This is a genomic window from Trueperella sp. HMSC08H06 (assembly GCF_001808465.1).
Taxonomy (GTDB): Bacteria; Actinomycetota; Actinomycetes; order Actinomycetales; family Actinomycetaceae; genus Trueperella; species Trueperella bernardiae.
Genome location: NZ_KV793365.1, coordinates 95,092 through 109,996 on the forward strand (window position 1 = coordinate 95,092; position 14,905 = coordinate 109,996).

General features: G+C 67.2%; 14 protein-coding genes. 11 read left to right on the forward strand and 3 right to left on the reverse strand.

Going from position 1 to position 14,905, the window contains the following annotated elements:
• The first annotated feature begins 48 nt into the window (after positions 1-48).
• Positions 49-2,616, forward strand: a complete 2,568-nt coding sequence (locus HMPREF3174_RS06985; RefSeq protein ID WP_070448286.1) for an FtsK/SpoIIIE family DNA translocase — start codon at positions 49-51, stop codon at positions 2,614-2,616.
• On the opposite strand, the gene HMPREF3174_RS06990 is transcribed toward HMPREF3174_RS06985, so the two are convergent.
• Positions 2,617-3,879, reverse strand: coding sequence for a CapA family protein (locus HMPREF3174_RS06990; RefSeq protein ID WP_148132193.1), 1,263 nt, complete (start codon positions 3,877-3,879; stop codon positions 2,617-2,619). It lies immediately after the preceding gene.
• A gap of 51 nt (positions 3,880-3,930) precedes the next feature.
• Here HMPREF3174_RS06990 and pgsA point away from each other — a divergent pair, with 51 nt between their 5' ends.
• From pgsA to miaA, 8 genes are all read left to right on the forward strand, one after another.
• Positions 3,931-4,506: a CDP-diacylglycerol--glycerol-3-phosphate 3-phosphatidyltransferase gene (pgsA, locus tag HMPREF3174_RS07000; protein WP_236698624.1), complete on the forward strand. Its 576-nt coding sequence runs from the start codon at positions 3,931-3,933 to the stop codon at positions 4,504-4,506.
• The gene (locus HMPREF3174_RS07005; RefSeq protein WP_062612130.1) at positions 4,493-4,978 is read left to right on the forward strand and encodes a CinA family protein; all 486 of its coding nucleotides are present in this window, start codon (positions 4,493-4,495) and stop codon (positions 4,976-4,978) included. The genes pgsA and HMPREF3174_RS07005 overlap by 14 nt, the downstream gene beginning before the upstream one ends.
• 109 nt (positions 4,979-5,087) lie before the next feature.
• Complete coding sequence (locus HMPREF3174_RS07010) at positions 5,088-5,459, forward strand: helix-turn-helix domain-containing protein (RefSeq protein ID WP_276786553.1); 372 nt, start codon at positions 5,088-5,090, stop codon at positions 5,457-5,459.
• Entirely contained in the window at positions 5,456-5,668 is a 213-nt protein-coding gene (locus HMPREF3174_RS07015) for a DUF3046 domain-containing protein (protein WP_062612134.1), read from the forward strand. Before HMPREF3174_RS07010 ends, HMPREF3174_RS07015 begins: the two co-directional genes overlap by 4 nt.
• A gap of 259 nt (positions 5,669-5,927) precedes the next feature.
• Positions 5,928-6,971: a recombinase RecA gene (recA, locus tag HMPREF3174_RS07020; RefSeq protein ID WP_070448287.1), complete on the forward strand. Its 1,044-nt coding sequence runs from the start codon at positions 5,928-5,930 to the stop codon at positions 6,969-6,971.
• Entirely contained in the window at positions 6,971-7,516 is a 546-nt protein-coding gene (locus tag HMPREF3174_RS07025) for a regulatory protein RecX (protein ID WP_083200508.1), read from the forward strand. Before recA ends, HMPREF3174_RS07025 begins: the two co-directional genes overlap by 1 nt.
• Positions 7,517-7,577: 61 nt before the next feature.
• Positions 7,578-9,107 (forward strand): tRNA (N6-isopentenyl adenosine(37)-C2)-methylthiotransferase MiaB, encoded by a 1,530-nt coding sequence (miaB, locus tag HMPREF3174_RS07030; protein WP_143601944.1) that lies wholly within the window; start codon positions 7,578-7,580, stop codon positions 9,105-9,107.
• Positions 9,104-10,033: a tRNA (adenosine(37)-N6)-dimethylallyltransferase MiaA gene (miaA, locus tag HMPREF3174_RS07035; protein ID WP_068538405.1), complete on the forward strand. Its 930-nt coding sequence runs from the start codon at positions 9,104-9,106 to the stop codon at positions 10,031-10,033. The genes miaB and miaA overlap by 4 nt, the downstream gene beginning before the upstream one ends.
• Here the strand turns inward: miaA and HMPREF3174_RS07040 are convergent.
• Positions 9,997-10,602: a class I SAM-dependent methyltransferase gene (locus HMPREF3174_RS07040; protein ID WP_062612143.1), complete on the reverse strand. Its 606-nt coding sequence runs from the start codon at positions 10,600-10,602 to the stop codon at positions 9,997-9,999. The two genes, miaA and HMPREF3174_RS07040, sit on opposite strands and share 37 nt — an antisense overlap.
• An 81-nt stretch (positions 10,603-10,683) precedes the next feature.
• On the opposite strand from HMPREF3174_RS07040, the gene hflX reads away from it, so the two are divergent.
• Together hflX and HMPREF3174_RS07050 are read left to right on the forward strand one after the other, a co-directional pair.
• Positions 10,684-12,120 carry a GTPase HflX gene (gene hflX / locus HMPREF3174_RS07045; RefSeq protein ID WP_083297713.1) on the forward strand — a complete coding sequence of 479 codons (1,437 nt, stop codon included), beginning with the start codon at positions 10,684-10,686 and terminating at the stop codon, positions 12,118-12,120.
• A complete protein-coding gene (locus HMPREF3174_RS07050; RefSeq protein WP_062612145.1) occupies positions 12,117-14,063 on the forward strand; it encodes an ATP-dependent DNA helicase in 1,947 nt (648 codons plus the stop codon). The genes hflX and HMPREF3174_RS07050 overlap by 4 nt, the downstream gene beginning before the upstream one ends.
• On the opposite strand, the gene lexA is transcribed toward HMPREF3174_RS07050, so the two are convergent.
• Positions 14,041-14,733, reverse strand: a complete 693-nt coding sequence (gene lexA / locus HMPREF3174_RS07055; RefSeq protein ID WP_070448288.1) for a transcriptional repressor LexA — start codon at positions 14,731-14,733, stop codon at positions 14,041-14,043. The genes HMPREF3174_RS07050 and lexA overlap by 23 nt on opposite strands.
• Between the last annotated feature and the right edge of the window lie 172 nt (positions 14,734-14,905).

Here is a 14,905-nt window from a genome sequence, read left to right on the forward strand (position 1 = left end):
CGGGTAGGGCCGTTAGGCTCAAGATGATTCATGCACGAAAGAGGGGACATGGCTCGGACGAATAAGCCCGTCAATTCACGGCAACCCAAGCCCGCGGAAGAGGCGCAGCGCAGCTACGAGGGGCTTGCCTTCATCATGCTCGCGCTCGCGATCATCGTGGCGCTTCGCGAGTGGTTCTCCCTGTCTGGCCTGCTCGGCGACATCATCCATCACGCCACAGCCGGCGTGGTCGGCGCGTTGTCCATCTTCGTGCCCATCATGCTGATCGGCGTCGCGGTCAAGCTCTTCCGCCGATCGGTGGGCAACACGAACCGGCGCTTCGTCATCGGCCTTGCCCTGCTCACTATCTCGATCACGGGTATTCTTCACGTGTCGATGGGCCAGCCGGCGATCTCGGATGGATTTGGAGGCCTGGAGAGCGCGGGCGGCATCGTCGGCCTGGTCTCCGGCGGGCTACTCGCCCTGCTCGTGTCGGTCTGGGGTGCCGTCCCGCTCCTCGTGTTGCTCGGCGTGTACGCCATGCTGTTCTCGCTCAACACCTCGGTGCGCGACATCATCGACTGGGTCAAGGGCCGCCGCGAGGCTCGCCTGGACCGTGCCGACGACGACACCCCCACCGTCGCCCTGACCGAGCCGGTGCGTTCGCGCGTGCGGCGAGGAAAGAAGCCGGCCGCCGAGGTCGAGGCGACGAAGGTGGCCACCATCGAATCCGCCGCCGACGATGCCTCGGAGGCAGAGACCGTCGTGGCCGCTGAGGGCAGTGCCCCCGAGCCCGAGCCCGAGCCCACGCCGTCGCGCCCGGCCCGGAAGATAGTGAAGAAGGCCCCGAAGCCCGAGCCGCTGCCGCCGCGCGTCGAGCAGTTAGAGCTATCGTCCAACATCACCTACACCCTGCCGGCCGCCGACCTGCTGGTCGAGGGCCCTCCGGGTGTGGAACGCTCCGCCGCGAACGACACGGTGGTCGAGGCCCTCACCCGTGTCTTCAGCGAGTTCTCCGTGGACGCCGAGGTGGTCGGCTTCTCGCGCGGCCCCACGGTCACCCAGTATGAGGTGGAGCTCGGCCCGGGCGTCAAGGTCGATCGCATCACCTCGCTGTCGAAGAATATCGCCTATGCGGTGGCGTCGGCGGACGTTCGCATCCTGTCGCCGATCCCCGGCAAGTCCGCTATCGGCATCGAGATCCCGAATACGGACCGGGAGACCGTCATGGTGGGCGACGTGCTGCGCAGCCCTGTGGCCCGCAAGCAGACCCACCCGCTCGTCGTCGCCGTGGGCAAGAACGTGGGCGGGCAGTTCGTGGTCGCGAACTTAGCCAAGATGCCGCACCTGCTGGTGGCGGGCGCCACGGGTGCCGGTAAGTCGTCGTTCATCAACTCGATGATCACCTCGATCATGATGCGCGCCACCCCGGAGGAGGTGCGCATGATCCTCGTGGACCCCAAGCGCGTGGAGCTCACGATCTACGCCGGTATCCCGCACCTCATCACCCCGATCATCACCAACCCCAAGAAGGCCGCCGAGGCCCTCGAGTGGGTGGTGCGGGAGATGGACCAGCGCTACGACGACCTGTCCCACTACGGTTTTAAGCACATCGACGACTTCAACGACGCCGTCCGCTCCGGCAAAGTCACCGCGCCCCCGGGCTCCGAGCGCAAGCTACAGCCCTACCCCTACCTGCTGGTGGTGGTTGACGAGCTGGCGGACATGATGATGGTGGCCCCGCGCGACGTGGAGGCCTCGATTCAGCGCATCACCCAGCTCGCGCGCGCCGCGGGCATCCACCTGGTGCTGGCCACCCAGCGCCCGTCGGTGGACGTGGTGACGGGCCTGATCAAGGCGAACATCCCCTCGCGCCTGGCGTTCATGACGTCCTCGCTCGCTGACTCCCGCGTGATCCTCGACTCCTCGGGCGCCGAGAAGCTTATCGGCATGGGTGACGCGCTCTTCATGCCGTCGGGCGCGTCGAAACCGATGCGCGTGCAGGGCGCGTGGGTCACGGAGGACGAGATCGCGGCCGTGGTCAAGCACGTCAAGGTCCAGATGCAGCCGGTCTACCGCGAGGACGTGATCCCCAAGGCTGAAAAGCGCGTGATCGACGAGGAGATCGGTGACGACCTCGACATCCTTCTCCAGGCCGCCGAGCTCGTGGTCACCACCCAGTTCGGCTCGACCTCCATGCTCCAGCGCAAGCTCCGCATCGGCTTTGCCAAGGCGGGCCGCATGATGGACCTGCTCGAGGCCCGCGAGGTGGTCGGCCCCTCGGAGGGCTCGAAGGCACGCGAGGTGCTCGCCACCCCCGAACAGCTGCCCACTGTGCTCGCGATGATCCGCGGCGAGGACGTCTCCCTTCACGATCCCGAGGGCGAGGACCGTTACGCCGACGCCGACTTCGGCGACGCCGACGTGGCCCGCGAACCCGACGCCGAATCCCGCCCGTATGCCAACGGGGAGGCGGGTGCGGGCGTGGACCTGGACGAGGACGGGGCGAGCGAGGACGTGCCAGCCGACCGCACGGTCGTCCTCAACAACGACCGCTACGCCACCGACCCACTCGCCTACGAGCCGGAAGAGGATGACCCGGACGAGGACGCCTGGCAGCTCACCGGCCGCGACTAGCTACTCGCGTGAGCTGGTGACCGTGGCCCCCGTGGCCTCGGGCGGAGCGGTGCGCTCGGGCCCGGAGGTTTCCATAACGGGGTAGGTCACTTCGGCCCGCCCAGCGATCTCCTGGGCCGACAGGCGCAGGTCCTCGGGATATTCGCCGAGCGTGAGAGGCAGGAGCGGGTGTAGCTTTTCGCCGGCGCGCCGGTCCTGGGTGACGGCCATCCAGTCGAAGTCGACGACGGCCGCCCCGTCGTCGTTTGCCTCGATCGTGGCGGTGGTGATGAGGCCCGTGGTGACGCGGTAGCCGTGGTTTTCCACCGTCTGGCCCGAGATCTGGTTGCCCATCGAGTAGACCACCCACATGCCGTCCCCGGTGGGGCCGCCCGGGAGTTTGGCGAGCGGTTCGGGGACGTGAGAGTGGTTGCCGAAGACGAGGTCGACCTCGCCGGAGTCGGCCAGGAGCTGGGCGATATCGACCTGTTCGGCGATGGGTTCGGAGACGTACTCGGTTCCCCAGTGCATGGAGACGATGACGATGTCAGCCCCGAGCTCGCGCGCCCGCTTAGCGTCCTCCACCACCGTCTCGACGGGGGAGCCGAGCTCACCCACCACGTTCCACGAATAGGGGTGATCGTCCGGGATCGGGATGCCGTTGGTGAGCGTGGTGGCCGAGATGTGGGCAATCTTCACCGTGTGGTTGACGCCTTCGACCGTGTAGAACTGAATCTGCTCGGCCTCGTCCTGGGTTCGGGCCGCGCCGGCCCAGCCCATCCCCGCGCCGGACAGCGCCTCGATCGTGGTCTCCACCCCGCCAAAGCCGCGGTCCATCGTGTGGTTGGTGGCGAACGCACAACCGTCGAAGCCGATCTCGGCAAGTGACGCCGCCAGGTCGTAAGGCGCGCCGAAGTTGGGGTAGTTCGAGGGCATCTGATCCGGGCCGACGATCGGGATCTCAAGCGCGCAGATCGCCACGTCCGAGTTCGCGATGTAATCCTTGATCGGGGCGTAGTACGGGGTGTAGTCGTAGGTCTCCCCGGCGATCCGGGCCGCCTCGTTGACCGACAGGTGCAAAAGGATGTCCCCGCCCGAACTGACCGTGAAGTACTCCGGGTCCGCGGTCGGCGTCGGGCTCGGCGTCGGGGTGGGCATGGCCGGAGCGTTGGACGTGGACGGGCCAGACGGCGTCGTGGGCGAGGAGGCGGAGCCTGTTGAGTCGCTACACGCGCCGAGGGCGAGCACGATCGTCAGTGCGGCGAGTGTGACGGGCTTTTTCAACGCGGCCTCCAGTGAGCTTTATTTAACGTGGACATGATCTACAGTAGAGGAGTGGAAGAGAAACGTCAGGTACCTTTGGTCAACATCGCAAACGCATTGACGGTACTCCGGCTCGTGCTGGTGCCCGTCTTCATCTGGGCGTTTCTTGACCCCACGCCTGCTCGCAGCTGGCTGTCCTGGGCGATCTTCGCACTCGCCGCCTTCACCGACAAGCTCGACGGGCACCTGGCCCGCAGCCGCGGCCTGATCACGAACTTCGGCAAGCTCGCCGACTCGATCGCGGACAAGTTCCTGATCATCTCCGCCCTCGTCATGCTTTCGGCGCACGGGATCCTGTGGTGGTGGGTGACGATCGTGTTCATCGTGCGTGAGGCCGGCATCACCATCATGCGCATGGTGGTGGTGAAGAAGAAGGTGATGTCCGCGGGCCGCGGCGGCAAGATCAAGATGATGGCACAGTCGGTGGGCGCGGGTATGCTCATCATCCCGTGGTACTCGTTCCTCCCCTCCGCACTCGCCACCGCGATCATGTGGATGTCCTACGGGCTCATCGCGATCGCGCTCTTCTTCGCGCTGACCTCGGCGGTCGAATACATCCGGGAGGCGCGCAACATTGGCGAGGACTGACGCCGTCACCCACCTCCCCGCCCTCATCGCCTCGCTGACGGAGCGGGGGAGGACCATCGCGGTGGCCGAATCCTTGACCGGCGGGCGCGTGGCGTCGGCCATCGTCTCCGTGCCGGGGGCCTCGGCGTGCTTCCAGGGCGGCGTCGTCGCCTATGCGAGCGAAGCGAAAGCTGTCATCCTCGGGGTGAGCCGGGCGCGGCTGGAGGAGACGGGACCGGTGGACGGCGTCGTCGCCGAGCAGATGGCTGCGGGCGTGGCCAAACTTTTCGACGCCGACTTCGCCGTGGCCACCACGGGCGTCGCCGGGCCTGGAAGCGCGGACGGGCACGAGGCCGGGACCGTGTGGATCGGCATTCGCACGCCGCAGGGCACGACGTCGGAGCTGTTTCACTTCGCGGGAAACCGCGATGAGGTGCGCAACGCCGCCGTTTTGGAAGCCCTGGGGATAATCGAACGCGCAAGTGCAAAGTAGCGGTAAACTCCAACGAGCCTCTCAGGGAACTTTCAGCTTCGAATGGGAATATCTTCTCAAGACGCGAAGTTAGCCATGAGTGAAGGCTACTAGCAGAATGAGAGTAGACATGATGAATGAAGCCACCCGCACTGAGACCGTCCTGTTCCGCCGCGAACTGGGGGATGTCCTGCGGGATTACCGCCAGCGTCAGGGGCGCACCCTGCGCGAGGTGTCGTCAGGCGCGCGAGTCTCCCTCGGTTACCTGTCGGAAGTTGAGCGTGGGCAGAAGGAAGCATCTTCGGAGCTGCTGCACTCGATCTGCCGCGCGTTGAATGTCCCCATGAGCCACGTGCTGCGCCTCGTTGCTGACCGCATCGACGTGGCCGAGGGCCGCACCCCGCCGATGGTGCGCAAGATGCAGGCGGCGCGCGCGGCCGGGGTTCGCATCCCGGATACTGCCGAGGCCCTCCTCGCCGGTGAGCTCGCGCCCACTCGATGAGGCACTCCGAGTTTTGGGAGGTTGTTGAGCGGGCGTTTCCGAATGGGCGTGGCCTCGCCCTCGCACATGACCTCGTGATCCCGGAACTGGGGTCGCGGCCGGCGGCGGAGGCGATCGCGGACACCGATCCGCAGGAGGTGTGGCACGCCTTGCGCGTGGCGATGGACCTGCCGGAGTCCTACGAATACCTGCATAGGAAAAGCAAATAGCAATGAGAGGGGCGATCCTGCGGGGTCGCCCCTTTTGTTGTGCGCGACACGCGGGGGAGCTTGCCATCTCGAACGAATGTTCGGCTAAAGTTATCCACGGCAACTCGTTTCGCACACCTAACCCCAATTTCAGGGGGTGCAGAAAAAGAATGTCGGAGGTCGGGCATATCGTTGCTGGTATGGCGCTCGGGGAGGGCGCACACCAAAAAAGACCTGTTCTATCAACCGGCCCACACGGCCCCAATACGTGAGGAAAAACATGGCAAAGAAGGAAACCGCCGATCGCGAAAAGGCACTGGCAACCGCGCTCGGGCAGATCGATCGTCAATTTGGTAAGGGATCGGCAATGCGCCTCGGGGACGCGCCGGAGGTGCGCGTGAAGGTGATCCCCACCGGCTCGCTCGCACTCGATGTCGCACTCGGCATCGGCGGCCTCCCGCGGGGTCGAATCGTTGAGATCTACGGCCCGGAGTCCTCGGGTAAAACCACCGTGGCCCTGCACGCGGTTGCCTCCGCGCAGGCGGCTGGCGGTATTGCCGCCTTTATCGACGCCGAACACGCGTTAGATCCGGAATATGCCGAGAAGCTCGGCGTGGATACGGACGCGCTCATCGTCTCCCAGCCCGATACGGGCGAACAGGCGCTTGAGATCGCGGACATGCTGATCCGTTCAGGTGCGCTGGACATCATCGTGGTTGACTCGGTGGCGGCGCTCGTGCCGAAGGCCGAGATTGAGGGCGACATGGGCGATTCGCACGTCGGCCTCCAGGCCCGGCTCATGTCCCAGGCGCTACGTAAGCTTACGGGCGCTCTGTCCGCCTCGGGCACCACCGCGATCTTCATCAACCAACTGCGTGAGAAGATCGGCGTCTTCTACGGCAACCCGGAAACCACCACGGGCGGGCGCGCCCTCAAGTTCTACTCCTCGGTGCGCCTGGACGTGCGCCGCATTGAGACCTTGAAGGAAGGCTCGATGCCGGTGGGCAACCGCACGCGCGTGAAGGTGGTGAAGAACAAGATGGCCCCGCCATTCAAGCAGGCCGAGTTCGACATCCTCTACGGCCAGGGCATCTCGAAGGAGGGCGGCATCATCGACATGGCGGTGGATGCCGGCGTCATCCGCAAGTCCGGTTCCTGGTACACCTATGAGGGTGACCAGCTGGGCCAGGGCAAGGAGAAGGTGCGCCAGTTTCTCAAGGACAATCCGGAGATATCCGAGGAGATCGAGGTTAAGGTCAAGGCCCAGCTCGGGGTGGGCGAAGGCGCGGCCACCGAGGAGGAGATGGCTGAGGTTGATGAGTAGTGGTCGACTACTCTGAGGACCCCCGCCCGCGGCGCCGGCGCGACTTCGTGGAGCGCCGGGCTGCGCGGGCGGCGGCCCGCAACGAAGAGGACTGGCACGTCTACGCCCGCAACCTGTGCTACCGGCTGCTCGCGGCGCAGGAGCGCTCGCGCCGGCAGCTCCGTGATGCGATGGAACGCAACCTCGTGCCCGATGAGATCGCGCAGGCAACGCTCCAGGCGTTCGTGGACGCGGGACTTGTGGATGACGAGCGCTTTGCGTACATGTACGTGCGTTCGAAGTTCGAGGGGAAGGTGACCACACGGCGCGTGCTTGCCCAGGAACTGCGCGCCAAGGGCGTGGAGGGTGAGCTGGCCCAGCGGGCGCTGGAGCAGATAACGGTGGAGGATGAGCTGGCGGCGGCCATCGCGTTTGCTCGCAAGAAGGCGGCATCGATGGCTGGCCTGGAGGAAGAGAAGAAGCGCCGGCGCCTCTATGGCGCGCTCGGCCGGCGCGGGTTTAGCCCGGAACACATTCGGCAGGCGATGGAGGCGGCTCTCGGTTAGGTGCGCCATCTCGCAGATGTGGGAGGTGGGGCCGCGGACGTTTGCCAGTAGACTGGCGGGGATGACTGAGCTGAAGACTTACGCGGTGCGCACCCTCGGGTGCCAGATGAACGTCCACGATTCCGAGCGCCTGGCCGGCCTCCTCGACGCGGCCGGGTATGTGCCCGTGTCCGAGGTGCCCGACAAGGCGGCGCGCGCCACCGACGCGGGGGACGAGGGCGCGGATGTACTGGTGATCAACACGTGCTCCGTGCGCGAGAACGCGGCCACCAAGCTGTTCGGCAACCTCGGCCAGCTCGCGGCCGTCAAGCGTCAGCGCCCCGGCATGCAGATCGCCGTGGGCGGGTGCCTAGCCCAGCAGCTGCGTGGCGGGATCGTGGAGAAGGCGCCGTGGGTTGACGTCGTCCTGGGCACCCACAACCTTGACGTGCTGCCCGCGTTGCTCGAGCGCGCCCGGCACAATGATGAGGCGGCGGTGGAGATTGAGGAGTCGCTCAAGGTTTTCCCCTCCACCCTGCCCACGCATCGCGAGTCGGTTTACGCTGCGTGGGTCTCCATCTCGGTGGGCTGTAACAACACGTGCACGTTTTGCATCGTGCCGCACCTGCGCGGCAAGGAACGGGACCGGCGGCCGGGGGAGGTCCTGTCCGAAGTCGAGGCCGTGGTGGCTGAGGGTGCCATCGAGGTGACCCTGCTCGGCCAGAACGTCAATTCATATGGCGTTGGTTTTGGTGACCGCGGCGCGTTCGCTAAGTTGCTGCGGGCCACGGGTGAGATCGAGGGCCTGGAGCGCGTGCGCTTCACCTCACCGCACCCGGCCGCCTTCACTGACGATGTGATCGCCGCGATGGCTAAGACCCCGAACGTCATGCCCTCCCTTCACATGCCCCTGCAGTCCGGCTCGGATCGGATCCTGCGGGCCATGCGCCGTTCGTACCGTTCCGAGCGCTTCCTTGGGATCCTGGACCGCGTGCGGGCGAAGATCCCGAACGCCGCGATCACCACCGATATCATCGTGGGCTTCCCCGGAGAGACCGAGGAGGACTTCCAGGCCACGCTCGACGTGGTGGAGGCCTCGCGCTTCAGCTCGGCCTTTACCTTCATCTATTCGCCGCGCCCGGGCACCCCGGCGGCCGACATGGCCGACCAGGTGCCGGAGGAGGTGGCGAAGGACCGGCTCAACAGGCTGGTCGCCCTCCAGGAGCGCATCAGCGCCGAGGACGCGAAGGCGCTCGAAGGCACCACGGTGGAGGTCCTCATCTCCGAGGGTGAGGGTCGCAAGGATGGGGCGACCGAGCGCGTGACGGGCCGCGCCGAGGACAACCGCCTGGTCCACGTGGCCCTGCCGGAGGGTCTGCTGGAATCGGAGCGCCCGCGCCCGGGCGACTGCGTGCGGGCCACCGTCACGTATGGTGCTCCCCACCACCTGCTGGCCGACTCGGCCCTCGAGGGCGGCACGTTCTCGATTCGCCGCACGCGCGCCGGGGATGCCTGGGAGCGCGGAGTCAAGCGCCGCGCCGAGCTGGCCAATGAGGCCGCGGGCATCGCGCCCGTCAGACTTGGACTGCCGACCATCCGCCCGCGATCGTGATCATCGCGGTGGTGGGGTCCACGGCGGCAGGCAAGAGCGCGCTCTCGCTCGAGCTAGCCGAGTTGCTGGGTGGGCCCGGCGAGGTGGAGATCATCTCGGCTGACGCCATGCAGCTCTACCGCGGCATGGACATCGGCACCGCCAAGCTACCCGTAGAAGAGCGGCGCGGTATCGCACACCACCAGCTCGACGTGCTCGACGTGACCGACGTGGCGTCCGTTGCCGGCTACCAGCGCCACGCGCGGGCCGAACTCGAGGCGATCCTGGGCCGGGGCAAGATCCCGATGGTGGTGGGCGGCTCGGGCCTGTACGTCTCCGGCCTGCTCGATGAGCTCGACTTCCCGGGCACCGACCCAAAGATCCGCGCCGAGCTCGAGCGCGTCCATGCCGAGAGCGGCCTGAGCCCGCTCATCGAGGAGTTGCGCGACCTCGACCCGGTGAGCGCGCAGACCATCAACCTGAAAAACCCGCGGCGAGTCATCCGCGCGCTTGAGGTGGTGCGCCTGACGGGCCGGTCTTACACCCCCGTCTTTCCGCGCCACACCAGCCATTACGACGACGTCGTCATGCTCGGGGTCCGGCGCGAGCGCGAGGTGCTGAACGAGGCGATCGGGCAGCGGGCGGCGAAAATGTTCGCTGGCGGGCTGCTCGAGGAGACTCGCGCCCTGCTTGAGTGTGGGCTACGCGAGGGGGAGACGGCACGCAAGGCTACGGGGTATGCGGAGGCCATCGCCGTCATCGACGGCGAGATGGGCGTGGACGAGGCGGTCGAGTCGGTCGCTCAGGCTACCCGGCGCCTGGCCAAGAAGCAGCGCACGTGGTTCGGGCGCGACCCGCGCATCACGTGGATCGACGTGGAAGGCGATCTGAGCGAGGTGGCGCGAGCCGCCTACGGCGCGCTCGGGCGCACCTCGAGCACCCGGTAGCCCTTCTGTGATCGCAGCTTCGACGTGGCAAACCCCTGCTCGGTGAGCCAGGAGGCGAGGGAGTCGGCGCCGAGGTTGCGCTGGACCACGAGGTAGGCCACCCCGGTGGGGGCGAGGCGTACGAGCCAGGTGGTGAGCAGCTCGTGGAGGGCCTCCTTGCCGATCCGGATCGGCGGGTTAGACCACAGCAGGTCGATGTGCGCGGTGGCGTTGTCGGGCCCTTCGGCCACGCGGACGTTGGCAAGGCCGGCGTCGTCGGCATTCTTGGCGGTGAGCGCGCGGGCGCGCTCGTTGACGTCGATGCCGATCACGGTGGAAGCCGGGTAGTGGCGGGCGAGGGCGAGGGTGAGCGGGCCCCAGCCGCAGCCGAGGTCGACGATGGTGGAGCCGGCGGGTAGTTCGGGCAAAGGCGTCTTGTGGAGGAGGACCGCGGTGCCCTTATCCAGGCCCTGTGGTGAAAAAATCCCGGCGGTGGTGCTCACGCGGTAGTCTTCACCCAGAAGGCGGACGTCGATCTGGCGCACCGCCGAATCAGAGGTGGGATGGGAAGAAAAGTAGTGCTCGCTCACGGCCTAACGATACCGCGGCGGCGGCGCGTTTCCCATTTTTTCCCCGCTGATAGACAATAGAGGAAAGACGAGGAGAGACTCATTAACAGCAACTTCACATCCCGCGAGGGCACGGCGCTTCAGGAAGACCCGGCCTACGGGGGCCACTGGGCGGGCGATTCGCTGGATCGCGAGGAGCGCTCCTCGTTGCGGCGCGTGGAGGGGCTGTCCACCGAACTGACCGACGTTACCGAGGTTGAATACCGCCAGTTGCGCCTCGAGCGCGTGGTCCTCATCGGCGTGGTGGATGATGACATGAAGGCCGGCGAGGAGTCGTTGCGCGAGCTCGCGGCGCTGGCCACGACGGCGGGTTCCCAGGTTCTCGACGGCGCTCTCCAGCGCCGCCCGCACCCCGACCCGGCCACCTACTTCGGCTCGGGTAAGGCCCGCGAGCTGGCCGAGCTTGTGGCGGCCACGGGCGCGGACACGGTCATCGCGGACTCCGAGCTGAGCCCGTCCCAGCGCCGCGCCCTGGAGGACATCGTCAAGGTCAAGGTCGTCGACCGCACGGCCCTCATCCTCGACATCTTCGCCCAGCACGCCAAGTCGCGCGAGGGCAAGGCCCAGGTGGAGCTCGCCCAGCTCGAATACTTGCTACCGCGCCTGCGCGGCTGGGGAGAATCGATGTCCCGGCAGGCCGGCGGCCGCGTTGCCAGTGGCGAGGGCATCGGCTCTCGCGGCCCGGGTGAGACGAAGATCGAGCTCGACCGCCGGCGCATCCACCGGCGCATGGCCAAGCTGCGCAAGGACATCGCCCACATGGGCAACGCGCGCCAGACCAAGCGTGCCGCCCGGCGCAAGAATCGCACGCCGTCGGTCGTGGTCGTGGGATATACGAACGCGGGCAAGTCCTCGCTCATGAACGTGCTGACGGACGCCGGGGTGCTCGTGGAGAACGCACTGTTCGCCACGCTCGACCCCACGGTGCGGCGGGCGCTCACGCGCGACGGGCGCGAGTACACGCTGACCGACACAGTGGGTTTTGTGCGCAACCTGCCCACCCAGCTCGTCGAGGCGTTCCGCTCCACGCTGGAGGAGGCCGCCGACGCCGACCTGCTGCTTCACGTGGTCGACGCCGCTCACGACGACCCGGTGGCCCAGGTCGACGCCGTCCACGAGGTGCTTGCCGACGTCGACGGCGCGCTTGACGTGCCCGAGCTCATCGTGCTGTCCAAGGTCGATATTGCTGACCCGGTGACCGTGGCAACCTTGCGGAGCCGGTTCCCGGACGCGATGGTCGTCTCGGCGGTAACAGGGGAGGGCATCGAGGAGCTGCGCACCCGCATCGAGGAGCTGCTGCCGCACCCGCAGGTGGCGGTCGACGTCGTCATCCCGTACGACCGGGGTGACCTCGTCAGCCGCATCCACGAGGACGGGGAGATCCTGCACGAATCCCACGAGGAGGCCGGCACGCATATGGTGGCGCGGGTCAACCCGGACGTGGCCGCGGCGGTAGAGGCCCTGGGCGGGCAGGCGTGAGCGAGGCGACACCGCGCGAGGTGCTCGCCCACCTCGTGGCAGGAATCGGCGGCAAGCCGCGCGAGGGCCAGGAACGGATGGTCGACGCCGTCTACGAGGCGCTGACGGAGGAATCCCACCTCATGGTGGAGGCGGGCACGGGCACGGGCAAGTCGTTTGGATACCTCGTGCCGGCGATGGTGTGGTCGGCAGCCACAGGCAAGCGCGCCACGATCTCCACGGCCACCTTGCCGCTCCAGCGCCAGATCATCACGCAGGACGCGCCGGCGGTGGCCGACGCGATCCGGGAGACGATGGGCTCGCACGTGGAAGTCGCGTTGCTTAAGGGGTGGAACAACTACGCCTGCCTGCGCAAGGCCGATGGCGGGTTTCCCGAGGAAGACGCGCTGCTTTCGCGCGCCGAGGGTGAGGTGGGGGCGACCGCCACAGGCGAGGAGGTGGTGCGCGCCCGCGAGTGGGCCCTCGCCACCGATACCGGCGACCGCGACGACCTGGTCCCCGGCGTGTCCGACCGGGCATGGAACCAGATCTCCATCCAAAAGCGCGAGTGTATCGGCGAGCACTGCTCGCTGCGCCACGAGTGCTTCCCGCGCATGGCCCGCGCGCAGGCGGAGGAGGCCGACATCGTGGTAACAAACCACGCCCTCCTCGGCATCCAGGCCGCCGGCACGCCCGTGCTGCCCGAGTCGGACGCCTACATCGTGGACGAGGCCCACGACCTGGTCGACCGCGTAACCGGCCAGCTCACGCGCTCGCTCACCGGCTACGAGCTGCGTAGCATCGCGCGAATGCTGCGCCAGGCTGGGCTCGACGACGAGGGGTTGGGCGACGTCGCCGACGAGCTGGCCGACGCGCTCGGCGCCGTCAACGAGGGTCGGCTCATCCGGATCGGCGACGCGCTTTCCGATACGATCGCGCGCATCATGGGCAAAGCGCAGACCGCGGGCGGCGAAGTCGCCTCGCTCTCGAGCTCGAACGAGGAGGCGAACGCCACCAAGAACGTTCTGCGCTCTCGGCTGACGGAGCTGGTGAACCTGTGTGCTGACCTGATCTCGGGGGCGGTGAGTGAAGGGCGGCTCGTGGCGTGGGTCAGTGAGTACAACGACAACCGCGCGCTCTACCTGGCCCCGCTCGACGTGTCGGGCGCGATCGCCTCGGGCCTGTTCGAGGACACACCGGTGGTGCTGACCTCGGCCACGCTACAACTGGGTGGGAGCTTCGACGCGATGGCCGGCCGGGTGGGCTTCACCTTCCCCAGCCAGGGGGAGTGGAGCGGGCTCGACGTCGGCACGCCATTCGACGAGCGGCGCCAGGGCATCCTTTACGTGGCCGAGCACCTGTCCGCCCCCGGTCGGGAGGGCTACGGGGATGAGCACCTGCAGGAGATCGTGGACCTCATCGAGGCCTCGCGGGGCGGGGCGTTGTGCCTGTTCACCTCGCGTGCCGGTGCGACCCGGGCAGCCGAGTACGTGCGCGAGCGGATCGACCTTCCGGTGGCATGCCAGGGGGATGACCAGCTGCCGACTCTGCTCGAACAGTTCGCGGCCGACCCGAGCGCGAGCCTGTTCGGCACGCTCTCGCTGTGGCAGGGCGTGGACGTACCCGGGCCCACGTGCCGGCTGGTCGTCATCGATCGCATCCCGTTCCCGCGCCCGGACGACCCGCTCATTCAGGCGCGCACCCAGGCCGCAGGCGAGTCAGGGCGCAATCCGTTCATGACCGTCTCCGCCACGCACGCGGCGCTCCTGCTTGCCCAAGGGGCCGGCCGGCTGCTGCGCCGGATCGACGACCGGGGCGTGGTGGCCGTGCTGGACTCGCGCCTGCGTAAGGCGCGCTACTCGGGCTTTCTATTGGCGTCGTTGCCGGACATGTGGCGCACGACCGACCGGGCCGTGGTGCTCACAGCGCTGGAGCGGCTGGCTACAGGGCTCGAAGAACGGTAACGACCTTGCCTAGGATCTGGGCCTCGTCGCCCGGGATGGGCGCGTAATTCGAATTGCGGGGCAGGAGCCACACGTGCCCGTCCTTGCGCGAGAGGGTCTTGACCGTGGCCTCCCCATCGATCATCGCGGCCACGATCTCCCCGTTCTCGGCCACGGGCTGGCGGCGCACCACCACCCAGTCCCCGTCACAGATCGCGGCGTCGATCATCGAATCGCCTGAGAGCAAGAGCATGAACAGATCCCCGTCTCCCGTGAGTTGGCGGGGGAGCGGGAACACGTCCTCCACGTGCTGCTCGGCCAGGATCGGGCCGCCGGCCGCGATGCGGCCGACCGCCGGGACGTTGACGGGGGCGTTGATGGCGATATCGGTATCGTTGAGCCGGTAGACGGCGGTGCCCTCCACATGGAAGCTGGTGGGGATTGCGGGGATTTGCACCTCGAAGCCGGCGATTTCGAGGCCGCGCTCTGTGACCTCAATCGTGCGGGGGCGGCGTGGATCGCGCGCGAGGTACCCTTCGCGCTCGAGCAGATCTAGCTGGTACTTGACCGAGGACGAGGACTTGAGGCCAACGCTTAGGCCGATTTCGCGCACGGTGGGAGGGAAGCCCCGTTCGGCGATCGCCGAACAGATAGCGCGCAGGATAGCGAGTTGGCGATCCGAGATGCTCATGGCTCCCCCTCACGGCTCCAGAAAAAGTTGTCGGAGCGGCCTGATTGACTTTCTCCTACAGGTTATCGGGTGAGCAAAGCGAGTTCAAACATCTGTTCTAATGTGTGTCGAACACAGGTTCTAGACACCGCGGAGCTCCTCCGGTAAGATTCAAACAGATGTTCGACGAACG

Bases quoted from the DNA above. Each gene is read 5' to 3' on its own strand.
- HMPREF3174_RS06985 (WP_070448286.1), top strand. From the start codon at position 49: ATGGCTCGGACGAATAAGCCCGTCAATTCACGGCAACCCAAGCCCGCG.
- HMPREF3174_RS07010 (WP_276786553.1), top strand. From the start codon at position 5,088: ATGATGAATGAAGCCACCCGCACTGAGACCGTCCTGTTCCGCCGCGAA.
- HMPREF3174_RS07015 (WP_062612134.1), top strand. From the start codon at position 5,456: ATGAGGCACTCCGAGTTTTGGGAGGTTGTTGAGCGGGCGTTTCCGAAT.
- recA (WP_070448287.1), top strand. From the start codon at position 5,928: ATGGCAAAGAAGGAAACCGCCGATCGCGAAAAGGCACTGGCAACCGCG.
- miaB (WP_143601944.1), top strand. From the start codon at position 7,578: ATGACTGAGCTGAAGACTTACGCGGTGCGCACCCTCGGGTGCCAGATG.
- lexA (WP_070448288.1), bottom strand. From the start codon at position 14,733: ATGAGCATCTCGGATCGCCAACTCGCTATCCTGCGCGCTATCTGTTCG.